We start from the raw sequence: 13,578 nt of genomic DNA, 5'->3' as shown, positions 1-13,578 counted from the left end.
GACTTCCACCAGGACACCCCGCCCAATGTGCTCGCGTGTGACCACGACTGGCGGCAGGTCTCCTGGCTCACGGGTCAATGCCTGTTGCCGCCTTCCCAGGTGAATACCCAGTGGCTCTTGGCGCAGGCTCGCCGCTTACAGTTGCGGGGGCAGCCGCGGAATCGGGGGATCCCCCTCACCGCATTCCCTTTTGATCCCCGAAGGGAACCGTCGCCTTCACGTTAAGGTGAAATTTCCAAATGTGTCAATCAAGTTGCTAGTCACTCGCAACGTGTGCTGACGGGTGTTGATATTGCGCATCACCTGTCATCGCAGCGTCAAGCGATTTGCCTAGAGCCACTGGTGCCAGAGCCAGGATCAGGAGTTCGCCATGGCGTACAAGTTTTCGGTATTACGTATTTCCCGCCGTCGTTTTCTCACGCAGTCAGCTGCAGCAGGCGCAAGCTTCCTGGCGATGCCTTACCTCAGCCGCGCGGCGGATCGTCCGGCCGTATCGCATGGCGTGCAGTCCGGCGATGTCGGGACGAGCAGCGGCATGATCTGGTCGCGCGCCGATCGCCCGGCGCAGATGATAGTGGAAGTCGCCACCACCGAATCCTTCAGCAATGCGCGCATGTTGCCTGTCGTCAGGGCGCTGCCTGAAACCGATTTCACGGTGAAGCTGCTGCTCGATAATTTGCCGGCCGGGCAGGACATCTTCTACCGCGTCAAATTCTGCGATCTCTCGCATACCGACATCGTCGGCGAGCCCGTGATCGGCCGCTTCCGCACCGCGCCGGCGGATCGCCGCGATGTGTCCTTTGTTTGGGGCGGCGATGTCGCAGGCCAAGGCTGGGGCATCAATGCCGATGACGGCGGCATGGTCACCTTCGCCACCATGCGCAAGCACAATCCGGATTTCCTGATCCATTCCGGCGACACGATTTACGCTGACGGCCCGATCCTGCCCGAAGCAAAATTGCCGGACGGCACGATCTGGAAAAACACCATTACGGTGCCGGAAAAGGCGAAGGTCGCCGAGACGCTCGACGAATTCCGCGCTGCGCACAAATACAATCTGCTGGACGACAATGTTCGTGCCTTCAATGCGCAGGTGCCGATCTTCGGCCAGTGGGACGATCACGAGGTCACCAACAACTGGTCCTCATCGAAGCAGTTGCCGTCATCTTACAAAGAGCGCGACATCACGCTGCTGGCCGCGCGCGGCGCCCGTGCCTTTCACGAGATGTATCCGATCTCGGTCAACCCGACCGAACCCGGACGCGTCTATCGCACGCTCAACTACGGTCCACATCTCGATGTCTTCATGCTGGACGAGCGCAGCTATCGCGGCCCCAATGGCCCGAACCTGCAGGAGACCTATGGTCCCGATGCGTATTTCATCGGCCCGGAGCAGATGGCCTGGCTGAAGCGCGCCTTGATGGCGTCGAAGGCGACCTGGAAGGTGATCGCCTCCGACATGCCGATCGGCCTCGTCGTCTATGACAATGCCGCCGACAAGAAGGGCTCGGAAGCGATCGCGCAGGCCGACGGCCCAGTGCGGGGCCGCGAGCTGGAGATTGCCGATATCCTGCGCTTCATCAAATCGGCGGGGATCCGCAACACGGTCTGGCTGACGGCCGACGTGCATTACACGGCGGCGCATTACTACAGTCCGGAGAAGGCCCAGTTTCAGGATTTCGAGCCGTTCTGGGAGTTCGTTTCGGGCCCGTTTCACGCGGGAACTTTCGGGCCGGCGGCGCTCGACAATACCTTCGGTCCCGAGGTCCGTTTCGTGAAGGCGCCGGGGCCCGACAAGCAGAATTTGCCCCCGTCGGCCGGCATGCAGTTCTTCGGCCACGTCAAAATCGACGGCCAAAGCGGCCAAATGACCGTTACCTTGCGAGATCGGGCCGATATGGCCCTTTGGGCCACGGTTCTGGACCCGAAATTGGGCTAACCATTTGGCAGATTCGCATTGTTTTTCGGCGATTTCCCCCTATATTGCGCCGCAACGCGTCCGAGTACCCGGCCCCTTCTGGCCGGGTTTGCTTTTGGAGGGATTGCCCCAGCGCGTTTTCAGACGAGGCAGTTATCGAACGCGCTCGAGCGCAAGGCCCAACTCTAATTGATCTGGCCTTTTGTCGAGCATGTCTTGTTGAACCCGCTTAAGGGCACCCAGACCGTAACCAGAAGAAGACCTATGAACCTTCGCAACATTGCTATCATCGCCCACGTTGACCACGGCAAAACGACCCTCGTCGACAAGCTGCTGCAGCAGTCGGGCACCTACCGCGATAACCAGCGCGTCCAGGAACGCGCGATGGATTCGAACGACATCGAAAAAGAGCGCGGCATCACTATTCTCGCCAAGTGCACCTCGGTGCTGTGGGATGATGTCCAGATCAACATCGTCGACACCCCAGGCCATGCCGACTTCGGCGGTGAAGTCGAACGCATCCTGTCGATGGTCGATGGCGTGATCGTGCTCGTCGACGCTGCTGAAGGCCCGATGCCGCAGACCAAGTTCGTGGTCGGCAAGGCGCTGAAGCTCGGCCTCAAACCGATCGTCGCGATCAACAAGGTCGACCGTCAGGACGCCCGCATCACCGAAGTTGTCAACGAAGTGTTCGACCTGTTTGCAGCGCTCGACGCCACCGACGATCAGCTCGACTTCCCGATCCTGTACGGATCAGGCCGCAACGGCTGGATGGCCGACAGCCCGGACGCGTCGCATGACGTCGGCATGAAGCCGCTGTTCGATCTCGTCATCAAGCATGTCGCGCCGCCGGTGGTTGAAGAAGGTGCGTTCCGCATGCTCGGAACCATCCTCGAAGCCAACCCCTATCTCGGCCGCATCATCACCGGCCGCATCTCGGCCGGTTCGGTCAAGCCGAACCAGAGTGTCAAGGTGCTGTCGCGTGATGGCAAGGTCGTCGAAACCGGCCGTATCACCAAGATCTTGGCGTTCCGTGGTCTTGAGCGTCAGCCAGTTGAACTCGCCGAAGCCGGTGACATCGTCGCCATCGCCGGCCTGCCCAAGGGCACTGTCGCCGACACCTTCTGCGATCCGTCGGTTGAAATTCCGATCCAGGCCCAGCCGATCGATCCGCCGACCGTGTCGATGTCCTTCATCGTCAACAACTCGCCGCTCGCCGGCACCGAAGGCGACAAGGTCACCAGCCGCCTGATCCGGGACCGCTTGCTGCGCGAAGCCGAAGGCAATGTCGCGCTCAAGGTCGTCGAATCCGCCGATCGTGATGCGATGGAAGTGTCTGGTCGCGGCGAATTGCAGCTCGCGATCCTGATCGAGAACATGCGCCGCGAAGGCTTCGAACTGTCGGTGTCGCGTCCGCGCGTGGTTCTCACCAAGGACGAGAACGGCAACACGCTCGAGCCGGTCGAAGAAGTCGTCATCGACGTCGATGAGGAATTCTCCGGCGTAGTCGTTCAGAAGATGAGCGAACGCAAGGCCGAGATGATCGAGATGCGTCCGTCGGGCGGCAACCGTCTGCGTCTGGTGTTCTACGCTCCGACCCGCGGCCTGATCGGCTATCAGGGCGAACTCATGACCGATACCAAGGGTACCGCGATCATGAACCGCCTGTTCCACGACTACCTGCCCTATAAGGGCGAGATCGCTGGCCGCCGTAATGGCGTGTTGATCTCCAACGACCAGGGCGAAGCGGTTGCTTACGCCATGTTCAAGCTGGAAGATCGCGGCCCGATGATGATCGAGCCGGGCTGGAAGGTCTATAAGGGCATGATCATCGGCGAGCACACCCGCGAGAACGATCTCGAACTCAACGTTCTCAAGGGCAAGCAGCTCTCCAACATCCGCACCACGTCGAAGGACGAAGCGGTTCGCCTGACGCCGCCGATCCGCATGACGCTGGAAAAGGCGTTGGCCTATATCGAGAGCGACGAGCTGGTCGAGATCACCCCGAAGTCGATCCGCCTGCGCAAGAAGCATCTCGATGCCAACGACCGCAAGCGCGCCGAAAAGACCAAGGAAGTGATCGCGTAAGCGACGAGTTTTCTTTGGCTGGTTACGAAATGCCCGGCGAAAGCCGGGCATTTTTATTTTGCACTGTCATTCCGGGGCGACCGCGCCTCTTGCGCGGGCGAACCCGGAATCTCGAAGTGGAGTTCTCACTACATCGAGGTTCCCCGCCACTCCAATTGGAGTGGCTGAGGTTCGCTCCCTCAGCTATGCTGAGCACGCGCTCTCAGTCGCTGCAATTGCAGCGGCGGGGAACGACGAGTTTGTAGCTACCCCTTCGGCGCCCCCTGTTGCTTCAACGGATCGGCCTTCGCAAACGCCTCCATCGCCTCGCAGGTGGCGACGATACGATCGATGGTCGGGATGCCTGCAATCTCGATCTTCAGCACCTTCATGGTCGCGGTGATGCTGAGCAGGCAGATGTCAGCAATGGTCACCTCGTCGCCGTGACAGAAGCGGCCGGTGGCGGGCTCGCTGGCGAGGCGCTTTTCCACGGCGGCGAGGCCCGTAGTGAACCAGTGCACCAGCCAGGCGCGCACTGCGGCGTCGTCAAAGCCGGCGGTGATGGCGAGATATTTGCGCACACGCGGTGTGATGAGCGGATGGGTGTCGGCGGCCAGCATCGCGGCGATCGAGCGCACCCGGGCGCGGCCATGCGGATCGGCTGGCAGCAGCGGCGGGCTCGGATGGATCTCGTCGAGGAATTCCAGGATCGCCAGCGACTGCGTCAGCGGCAGGTGGCCGGGCTCGATCAGGGCCGGAATCGCGCCGAGCGGATTGATCTTGAGGAACGCGTCGCCGCGCTGTTCGCCCTTGTCGAGGTCGATCACGCGCTCGTGCGCTTCCAATCCCTTCAAGTTGAGCGCGACGCGGACGCGATAGGTCGCCGAAGTCCGCCAGAAGCCGTAAAGTTCGAAATCGCGTGGGGCTGTCATGCATTTTCTCCAAGAGCCGCGGTGGCTTGAATAATTCAAGCAAGCCTTTATCCCGTTGTCACCCGTTTCCCATCCGCTGTGAATACCGACGCGATGACCAGACTGCCTTCTGAAGTAGATGTCGCCATCATCGGAGCCGGCGCTGCCGGCCTCGGCGCCGCACGTGCGCTGGAAGGTTCCGGGCTCTCCGTGATCGTGCTGGAAGCGCGTGACCGGATCGGCGGCCGTGCCCACACCATCATGGCGGCGCCCGGCATTCCTTTCGATCTCGGCTGCGAATGGCTGCACTCCGCCGACAAGAACGATTTCGTCGGCATCGCGAAAGATCTCGGCTTCGCCGTCGACAAGACGCGCCCGCCGTGGCGCGATCAGGCCTATGACGCCGCTTTCTCCAAGGCAAAGCGCACGGAGTTCTTCGCCGCGATCGATGCTTTCTACGATCGCGCCGAAGAGGCCGCCGAAAATCCCGTCGATGCGCCTGCTGCGACCTGCCTTGAGCCCGGCAATCCGTGGAATCCGATGATTGACGCGGTCTCCACCTATATCAACGGTTTCGAGCTCAAGGATGTCTCGCTGCACGACATGGATGCCTATGAGGACACCGAAGTTAACTGGCGGCTGCCCGATGGCTACGGCGCGCTGATCGCGGCCTATGGCGCGCGGTGCCCTGTGGCGCTGGGCACCGAAGTCACTGTGATCGATCATTCCGGAGCGCGCATCCGCATCGAAACATCGCGCGGCACGCTCAGTGCAGCGAAAGTGATCGTCTGCGTGCCGACCAATCTCATCGCCAATGAAAACATCCGCTTCGAACCACCGCTGCCCGGCAAGGTCGATGTCGCCACCGGCCTGCCGCTCGGCGCCGACAATAAGGTGATGCTGGCGCTCGCCGATGCCGACAAGTGGCCGTTCGACATCGGCTTGCGTGGTGCCGCCTTGCGCACCGGTGTCGGCAGTTTCCATCTGCGTCCCTCCGGCCGTCCCTGTATCGCCGGCTTCTTCGGCGGAAGTTTCGCGCGCGAGCTGGAAGATGCCGGCGACGGCGCGCTCGCCGCACAGAGCGTCGACGAGATCGTCGCGCTGCTCGGCTCGGACATCCGCAGCAAGCTCACGCCGCTCGCGGAATCCCGCTGGGGCCACGACCGCTTTGCGCAAGGCGCTTACTCGGCTGCAAAGCCCGGCCATGCCGATGCGCGGGCCGTGCTCGCTGCGCCAGTGGATGGCAAGTTGTTTTTTGCGGGCGAGGCAACGTCGCCGAACTTCTTCTCGACGGCCCACGGGGCGCGGGAGAGCGGAGAGAGGGCGGCGAGGGAGGTACGTCAATCTGTATGAAATGCGCGCTGCAGAATTCCGATCAGCGCTAGCCCAGCGTCTCGATCTAGTTGGATCGATTGACTTTTCTTTTCAGGCATCTCCCGGCCTGTGCGTCCATATGTATCGATCTGCACGAAGCTGCGACCGTCTCGTTCGAAAATTGTGTACTTTGCTTCTATCTCATCGTGGATCGAATTTCTCTCCATAGGGCGTTCAACAAAATCTCTGATCATTGCCACTAGAAGTCTCCCCGTCGTTTATTCAATCACTCTTGCCCGCATCCCCGCATCCGGGACGATACACGCCTCGGTCTTTCCGAAGATGCGATAGCGGTTCGTTGCAATCAGATTATAGATGGGATTGCGCAATGCCTTCGGCGCGGCGAACAACACGCGCACCCATTGCCAGCCGGGCAGGTTCGCCAGCACCGTCAGTGCAGCGTCGGATTGCAGGTAGGCCACGCCGCCATGGATCACCGCATTGGTGTCGGGATCGGCGGGATCGATGCCGAAATGGCGGGCGAGGCGGCTGCCATAGTCGGACTGGATCGGGGTGAAGCGAAAGCGATGATCGGTGTCGCATTTGGCGACGAACTGGATCCAGCGCGAGCAGAAGATACAGACGCCGTCATAGAGGATGATGTCGTCATCGGGCCAGGGCTCGGTCACTGCGGTGTCCATTCCAGTCGTACCGGCTTGCGCGTCATCGTGTCTTTGCCGGCGTGGCTGCGATCGTCTTCAGCGCCTTGTCCAGCGTGGCACCATAGATGTCGTCACCGCCGTCGCTCTCCGCAAGCCAGTGACCTTCGCTTCGGAAGTCTGGCAGTTCGCTGAAATCGATTTTGTCGCCACCTTTGCGAAATGCGTCGGCGAGTTGGCGTGACAAGTCCGGCGAAAAATAGCTGTCATTGTGCGCGACGAGCCAGATCACGGGCACATGCGCCGTCTTGCCGAAGGTTGTAGCTGCGGCGATCAGGCGCTGCGGCGCGCAGACGTCATACGGCCTGTCATTGGCATGGCCGCCGCGTCCCGGTGCAAAGGCAACGATCGCCCTGACGCCCGATGGGTTGGTGCCGGCCATGGCCAGTGCGCCCCAGCCGCCCGCGGAATGGCCGACGACGATCGTGCCGTCGCTACGAATGAAGGGTTGTTTGCGCATCTCTGTCATCGCCGCGCCGATACTATCCGCCGTCGCGCGGCCGGCATTGAGATAGTCGGCATTGTCGCAGCCGCCCTGGTCTTCCAGATAGTGCCCGCCGGTTAAGCCATGGCCGGGGCGTTCCGGCACCAGCACGGCATAGCTACGCCCAACAAACCAGGAGGCCAGTGCGCGATATTCCGGTTGCGGGATCTGCGCGCGGCGCAGCGCATTCTGCGTGGTGGCATGCGCGATAACAGCGAGCGGGAATGGGCCGTTGCCGGGCGGGCGAAACAGCACGGCGCGGGAACTGGTATTTGGATCGGGCGATGGCACCGACCAGAGCTGCCGACGATGCGGCGCTTCTTCTGGGCCCTGCGCGCCTGATGTCTGGGCCGCGGTTGGAGCCGCGCTTCCGAGCAATGCAGCCAGCAGGCAAAGCGCTTGGACGTATTTCATAGGCGCTCGGGGGCTTTCGTGCGGACGCAATGCCTGCCCCATTCTATACGCCGCGAATCACATCGGTGCAGTTGTGCACATCGAGACCCGTGTGCAACTGCGACATGACTCGCGCCGATAAATGCTAACAGTGGAAAACATGGCGTTCGGCGCGCATGGGATGCAGCTCTGTCCTTTTTCGATACAACTCTTTCGGTAAACTGATGCTGAAAATCCACACGTTAACCGATAATTAACGATGGACCTTGAAGAGCGCCCGCCGACTTGCTTTGATCCCGTCCATGAGCACAACCCTGATCGAGGTTCGGCCGGCCAAAGCTGCGGATGCAGCCGCGGTGGCGTCCACCCATGACGAAGCCTGGCGCGCGGCCTATCAGGGCCTCATCCCGGGTCCCGAACTGGAAAAGCTGATCAACCGCCGCGGTCCCGGCTGGTGGGATTCGGCGATCCGCAAGGGCAGCCGCGTCAGCGTTTTGTGCTTCGGCGACAAGGTCGCTGGCTACGCCAATTACGGTCGCAACCGCGCCCGCAGCCTGCAGTTCGAAGGCGAGATCTACGAACTTTACCTCCGTCCGGAATTCCAGGGCCTCGGCTTCGGCCGCCGCCTGTTCGCCTCCGCCAAGCGCGACCTCGTGCAGAGCGGGCTGAAGAGCATGGTGATTTGGGCACTGTCGGACAATGAGGGCGCGACGGAGTTCTACCGCGCTCTGGGCGGCCGCATGGTGGCCCGTTCCTCGGAGCGTTTCGGCGCAAAATCGCTCGATAAAGTGGCATTCGCCTGGACGAATTAAGCCATTAAGCCGGTTCATGATTTTCTGGTCTCGCAGGCGTTGAATCCGGGCTCTCGCTCGGCTACGCCTGTCGCAACCTGTCCTATGAAATCTGGAGTGTTTGATGCGTCTTGACGCAATCCCGCTCGGCGCCAAGGCGCCGCATGAAGTGAACGTCGTCATCGAGGTCCAGGTGGGCGGCGAGCCCATCAAATACGAGATGGACAAGGAATCCGGCGCGCTGTTCGTCGATCGCTTCCTCTACACCCCGATGCGCTACCCGGGGAATTACGGCTTCATCCCGCACACTTTGTCCGGCGACGGCGATCCCTGCGACGTGCTGATCGCCAACACCCGGGCCATCGTGCCGGGCGCGGTGATGAGCGTGCGTCCCGTCGGTGTGCTGTTGATGGAAGACGAAGGCGGTCTCGATGAGAAGATCATCGCGGTGCCGACCTCGAAGCTGACCCAGCGCTACGACAAGGTGAAGAACTATAGCGATTTGCCTGAGATCACGCTGCAGCAGATCCAGCACTTCTTCGAGCACTACAAGGATCTCGAGCCCGGCAAGTGGGTGAAGGTGGTGCGCTGGGGCGATGCCGCCGACGCGCAGCGCCTGATCCTCGAAGGGATCGAGCGCGCCAAGGCGGCAAAGACCAAGTAACAGAGACCGGCGTAGCAGAAGGGGACTTCCGATGCGCCGATGGATCAAACTGCTCCGAACGGCCGCGCTGATTGTCATCGCGGCCGTTCTGTTGCTTACGAGTGTGGTTCTCGTCAAGACCTTCAGCGGGGGATCGCGGCAGCTGCAGGTGACCGCGGCGGTGAAAGCGCCCATTGATGAACAGGCGGCCGCAGAGCGACTTGCAGAGGCGATCCGCTTTCCGACCATCTCCAATTTCCTCAATCCCGATCAGGCCGCCGAACCACTGCGCGCCATGCAGGCTCATCTGGTGGCGAGCTTCCCGGCCTTTCATGCGGCGGCGAAGCGCGAAGTGGTCGGCGATTACAGCCTGCTCTACACATGGGAAGGCAGCGATCCCGCCTTGAAGCCGATTGCGCTGCTGGCGCATCAGGATGTGGTGCCCGTCGCGCCGGGCACCGAGAAGGACTGGCAGCAGCCGCCGTTCAAGGGCGTCGTCGCCGACGGCTTCATCTGGGGCCGCGGCTCGTGGGACGACAAGGGCAATCTGTATTCAATCCTCGAGGCCGCTGAGGCGATGGCCAAACAGGGCTTCCGCCCCAAGCGCACGATCTATTTCGCCTTCGGTCATGACGAGGAAGTCTCCGGCACGCGCGGCGCGCGGGCCATTGCAGCGTTGCTGAAGTCGCGCGGGGTGAAGCTCGATTTCGTGCTCGATGAAGGCCTGCTGATCACCGAGGGGATTCTCAAGGGTCTCGACAAACCAATGGCGCTGATCGGCGTGGCCGAGAAGGGCTATGCGACGCTGGTGCTGACCGCGCATGGCACGCCCGGTCACTCGTCGATGCCGCCGCGCGAGACGGCCATCGGCATGATGAGTGCGGCGCTGGCGCAGCTCGAAAACAAGCGGCTGCCGATGCAGATCCGCGGCACCGTCGGCGAGATGTTCGACACGATCGCGCCGGAGATGAGCGGCTTCAACCGCGTGGTGCTGTCCAATCTGTGGCTGTTCAAGCCGCTGTTGCTGCGTGAATTCGAGAAAAGCGGCCCGACCGAGGCAACGGTGCGCACGACCACGGCGCTGACGATCTTCAAGGCCGGCGAGCAGGACAATGTGCTGCCGGGCAATGCCGAGGCAACGGTGAATTTCCGGCTGTTGCCCGGCGATACCCAGGCCAGCGTCACCGAGCACGTGCGCAACGCCGTCAGTAACGACAAGATTTCGATCGCGCCGTTCCCCGGCAATACCGATCCGCCTCCGGTGACGGGCACGGCGAGCTCGTCCTATCGCGCGCTTAATCAGACCATTCGCGAGATCTTCCCGGATGCGCTGGTGGCGCCGGGCCTGATGGTCGCGGCGACCGACTCCCGGCACTATACGGATGTCACCGACAACATCTTCCGCTTCTCGCCGGTGCGCGCGACGTCGGAAGACCTCAAACGTTTTCACGGCACCAATGAACGGCTGAGCGTGGCGAATTACGCCGACATGATCCGGTTCTATCAGCGGCTGATCGAGAATACGGCCAATTAAACTGCGGGTGCCGCCAGCTTGTGAATCGCACAGGCCGCGCGCAGCGTGTTCACCAGCAGGCAGGCGACTGTCATCTGACCGACGCCGCCGGGCACCGGGGTGATGGCACCTGCGGTCTTCAGCGCTTCCTGATAGGCCACGTCGCCGACGAGGCGCGTCTTGCCTTCGGCACCGGGCAGCCGATTGATGCCGACATCGATCACGGTCGCGCCGGGTTTGATCCAGTCACCGCGCACCATTTCAGGGCGACCTACTGCCGCATAGACGAGATCCGCCTGCGCGCAGAGCTTGGCGAGATCGCGGGACTTCGAATGCGCGATAGTCACCGTGGCGTTTTCATTGAGCAGCAGTTGCACCAAGGGACGGCCGACCAGATTGGAACGGCCGATCACGATGGCATTCATGCCTTCGAGTGATTTGTGCACGCTCTTGGTCAGGATGATGCAGCCGAGCGGCGTGCAGGGCGACAAAGCGGGCATGCCGCTGGCGAGACGTCCGGCATTGGTCGGGTGCAGGCCGTCGACGTCCTTGGCGGGATCGATGGCGTTGACGACAGCGTCGGTGTCGAACCCCTTCGGCAGCGGCAGCTGCACGAGAATGCCGTGCACGGTGGGATCGGCGTTCAGCTTCTGCACCAGCGCGATCAGATTGGCCTGGGCGACGTCAGCCGGCAGTTTGTGTTCGAAGGAGGCCATGCCGGCTTCCTGGGTCTGCTTGTGCTTGCTGCGGACATAGACTTCGCTGGCGGGATCGCTGCCGACCAGCACCACGCCGAGGCCAGGCGTCACGCCATGTTCGGCTTTGACGCGCGCGACTTCAGCGGCAACGCGGCCACGCAATTCAGCGGCAATGATCTTTCCATCGATGATGCTGACGGTCATGTGTCGCTCCTGTCGTCTGTGTCGTCGGGCATTGCTGCAGTGATACTGCGCAGTATGGTGCCCAGTTTCGTCGGGTCGCCATCGACCGCGATCTGTTTGACGCGCGACGTAGTGCCGGACAGCACGCGCACATCGCGCTTCGGCACGCCGAGCCGCTTGGCAAGCAGTTCGGTCACGGCGCGGTTGGCTTCGCCGCCCTCGGCGATGGCGCGCACCCGCACCTTCACCACCGAACGGCCATTGGCCATGGTCTCGATCCCGTCGATGTCGTCTCGGCCACCCCGCGGCGTCACGCGAACGGCGATGCTGACACCGTCAGTCGCGTAGCGCCAGGGATCTGCCACGAACCCGGCGGCCGATCAGAAGACGCTGGGATAGATGTAGTAGGTGATCACCCGCTGCAGGAACATGATGATCAGGATCAGGATGATCGGCGAGATATCGAGACCGCCGAGGCTCGGCAGCATCCTGCGGATCGGCGCCAGCACGGGCTCGGTGATCCGGAACAGGAATTCGGCGATCGCGGAGACGAACTGGTTGCGGGTATTGACCACGTTGAAGGCGATCAGCCAGGACAGGATCGCCGAGGCGATCAGCAGCCAGACATAGAGATCGAGAATGATCAGCACGATATCGAGAACGGCGCGCATGGCGGGGATGGCTCGCGGGTTAGGTCGCGGATTCGACTGTCCGCTAAATATCGGTTCAGCGCCCCTCAAACAAGGGAAGTTCCGGGTGAAAAGTGCTGGAAAACCGCGCTTTTGCGACGTTCTTGACTTGCCGTTAACGGGGATTGTAAATGGCGCCGATTGCTGACCGGATCGCCTCCGCGACCCGGTTCGTATCGGGGCCATAGCTCAGCTGGGAGAGCGCGTCGTTCGCAATGACGAGGTCGGCGGTTCGATCCCGCCTGGCTCCACCACGCTTCGCCAAGTGGCTACGTGTGGCGCCCGGCGAAGCCCGCAGGGCGAAGACGGACTGAACTCCAAAATTTAAACTGACATCCCTGCACGCCTGATGACGGCGCTCGATCTCGTCACACCCGTCTCAACTGCAACCTTGCCACCGCCCCCGCGATGAAGCCGCGCGGAAAAAGCCGCAGCAGCAGTGGCACGATCTTGATGCCGAGGCCGGGGAAAACCGTGCGCTTGTTGGCCATCAGACCCTGATAGCCCAGCAGGGCGACGTCGGCCGCCGAAACATTGAGGATGGCCGAGTCGAGGCCCGGCGTGAATCCGGCGCGCGCCTGGAATTCCGAGGGCACCGGACCGGGGCACAATGCGGTCACGCGCACACCTTTGGAGCCGAGCTCCTGGCGCAGTGCTTCGGTGAAGGACAGCACATAGGCCTTGCTGGCGTAGTACACGGCCATTCCGGGACCCGGCAAAAAACCCGCGATCGAGCTGAGATTGAGAATGCCGCCCTTGTTGCGGATCAGGCTCTCGGAAAAGCGCAGCGACAGATCTGTCAGTGCGCGCACATTGACCTCAAGCATGCCGAGTTGCCGGTCGCGGTCCATGTCGATCGCGCGACCGAACATGCCGAAGCCGGCATTGTTCACGACGTACTCCACTTCGACATTGGCAGCAGCGAGGGCAGCCGCGATCTGGGCGCAGGCGTCGCGTTGTTCGAGATCGCAGGGAATGATGACGGGGGTCGCGCCGCCTGCGGCCATGATCTCAGCAGCCAGCGCATCCAGACGCTCGGCACGGCGCGCAACCAGTGCAACGCGATGCTTGTTCGCGGCGAAGACGCGGGCGAGTTCGGCGCCAATTCCGGCCGAGGCCCCGGTTATCAACGTCACGCGCTCAGTCACAATAAGGTACTCTTGAAATACGTGAGGACGATTTGCATGCATCTACAGGCGTAATAGGGATACCCGTGATGTGCAAGCCGGAATGACCACCGGAATACCGCGTGGCC

13 protein-coding genes, 1 tRNA gene and 1 riboswitch are annotated in these 13,578 nt (G+C 62.0%); of the genes, 7 read left to right on the top strand and 7 right to left on the bottom strand.

Annotated features, from left to right (window positions below):
* Positions 1 to 35: 35 nt before the first annotated feature.
* Positions 36 to 227: riboswitch (cobalamin riboswitch) on the bottom strand.
* A gap of 143 nt (positions 228 to 370) precedes the next feature.
* Positions 371 to 1,939 carry an alkaline phosphatase D family protein gene (locus AB8A33_RS25875; protein ID WP_439095402.1) on the top strand — a complete coding sequence of 523 codons (1,569 nt, stop codon included), beginning with the start codon at positions 371 to 373 and terminating at the stop codon, positions 1,937 to 1,939.
* Positions 1,940 to 2,182: 243 nt separating this feature from the next.
* Entirely contained in the window at positions 2,183 to 4,006 is a 1,824-nt protein-coding gene (typA, locus tag AB8A33_RS25870) for a translational GTPase TypA (RefSeq protein ID WP_439095401.1), read from the top strand.
* Between the two features lie 245 nt (positions 4,007 to 4,251).
* On the opposite strand, the gene maiA is transcribed toward typA, so the two are convergent.
* Positions 4,252 to 4,917 (bottom strand): maleylacetoacetate isomerase, encoded by a 666-nt coding sequence (gene maiA / locus AB8A33_RS25865; protein WP_439095400.1) that lies wholly within the window; start codon positions 4,915 to 4,917, stop codon positions 4,252 to 4,254.
* Positions 4,918 to 5,010: 93 nt separating this feature from the next.
* Here maiA and AB8A33_RS25860 point away from each other — a divergent pair, with 93 nt between their 5' ends.
* Entirely contained in the window at positions 5,011 to 6,249 is a 1,239-nt protein-coding gene (locus AB8A33_RS25860) for a flavin monoamine oxidase family protein (protein ID WP_439095399.1), read from the top strand.
* A 239-nt stretch (positions 6,250 to 6,488) separates the two neighbouring features.
* On the opposite strand, the gene AB8A33_RS25855 is transcribed toward AB8A33_RS25860, so the two are convergent.
* Both AB8A33_RS25855 and AB8A33_RS25850 read right to left on the bottom strand, forming a co-directional pair.
* Positions 6,489 to 6,911, bottom strand: a complete 423-nt coding sequence (locus AB8A33_RS25855) for a thiol-disulfide oxidoreductase DCC family protein (RefSeq protein ID WP_439095398.1) — start codon at positions 6,909 to 6,911, stop codon at positions 6,489 to 6,491.
* Between the two features lie 22 nt (positions 6,912 to 6,933).
* Positions 6,934 to 7,827, bottom strand: coding sequence for an alpha/beta hydrolase family protein (locus AB8A33_RS25850; RefSeq protein WP_439095397.1), 894 nt, complete (start codon positions 7,825 to 7,827; stop codon positions 6,934 to 6,936).
* A 281-nt stretch (positions 7,828 to 8,108) separates the two neighbouring features.
* On the opposite strand from AB8A33_RS25850, the gene AB8A33_RS25845 reads away from it, so the two are divergent.
* The 3 genes from AB8A33_RS25845 (at position 8,109) to AB8A33_RS25835 (ending at position 10,774) form a co-directional block, all read left to right on the top strand.
* Positions 8,109 to 8,618 carry a GNAT family N-acetyltransferase gene (locus AB8A33_RS25845; protein ID WP_068737851.1) on the top strand — a complete coding sequence of 170 codons (510 nt, stop codon included), beginning with the start codon at positions 8,109 to 8,111 and terminating at the stop codon, positions 8,616 to 8,618.
* A 103-nt stretch (positions 8,619 to 8,721) separates the two neighbouring features.
* Positions 8,722 to 9,261, top strand: coding sequence for an inorganic diphosphatase (gene ppa, locus AB8A33_RS25840; protein ID WP_149529430.1), 540 nt, complete (start codon positions 8,722 to 8,724; stop codon positions 9,259 to 9,261).
* A gap of 31 nt (positions 9,262 to 9,292) precedes the next feature.
* Entirely contained in the window at positions 9,293 to 10,774 is a 1,482-nt protein-coding gene (locus AB8A33_RS25835) for a M20 family peptidase (RefSeq protein ID WP_439095396.1), read from the top strand.
* Here AB8A33_RS25835 and folD read toward each other — a convergent pair.
* From folD to AB8A33_RS25820, 3 genes are read right to left on the bottom strand one after another with little or no spacing between them, the layout of a single operon-like run.
* Entirely contained in the window at positions 10,771 to 11,655 is an 885-nt protein-coding gene (folD, locus tag AB8A33_RS25830; RefSeq protein WP_439095395.1) for a bifunctional methylenetetrahydrofolate dehydrogenase/methenyltetrahydrofolate cyclohydrolase FolD, read from the bottom strand. The two genes, AB8A33_RS25835 and folD, sit on opposite strands and share 4 nt — an antisense overlap.
* The gene (locus tag AB8A33_RS25825; RefSeq protein ID WP_439095394.1) at positions 11,652 to 11,999 is read right to left on the bottom strand and encodes a DUF167 domain-containing protein; all 348 of its coding nucleotides are present in this window, start codon (positions 11,997 to 11,999) and stop codon (positions 11,652 to 11,654) included. The genes folD and AB8A33_RS25825 overlap by 4 nt, the downstream gene beginning before the upstream one ends.
* A 15-nt stretch (positions 12,000 to 12,014) precedes the next feature.
* Entirely contained in the window at positions 12,015 to 12,305 is a 291-nt protein-coding gene (locus AB8A33_RS25820; RefSeq protein ID WP_068737841.1) for a YggT family protein, read from the bottom strand.
* 196 nt (positions 12,306 to 12,501) lie between these two features.
* On the opposite strand from AB8A33_RS25820, the gene AB8A33_RS25815 reads away from it, so the two are divergent.
* Positions 12,502 to 12,577: transfer RNA gene (locus tag AB8A33_RS25815), tRNA-Ala, on the top strand.
* A gap of 114 nt (positions 12,578 to 12,691) precedes the next feature.
* Here the strand turns inward: AB8A33_RS25815 and AB8A33_RS25810 are convergent.
* On the bottom strand, positions 12,692 to 13,471 hold the full coding sequence (locus tag AB8A33_RS25810) for an SDR family NAD(P)-dependent oxidoreductase (RefSeq protein WP_439095393.1): 780 nt from the start codon (positions 13,469 to 13,471) through the stop codon (positions 12,692 to 12,694).
* Between the last annotated feature and the right edge of the window lie 107 nt (positions 13,472 to 13,578).

Source organism: Tardiphaga sp. 813_E8_N1_3 (genome assembly GCF_051811025.1).
Taxonomy (GTDB): Bacteria; Pseudomonadota; Alphaproteobacteria; order Rhizobiales; family Xanthobacteraceae; genus Tardiphaga.
The sequence above is the reverse complement of the archived record's forward strand: the minus strand, read 5'-3'. Positions and strand labels throughout refer to the sequence as shown.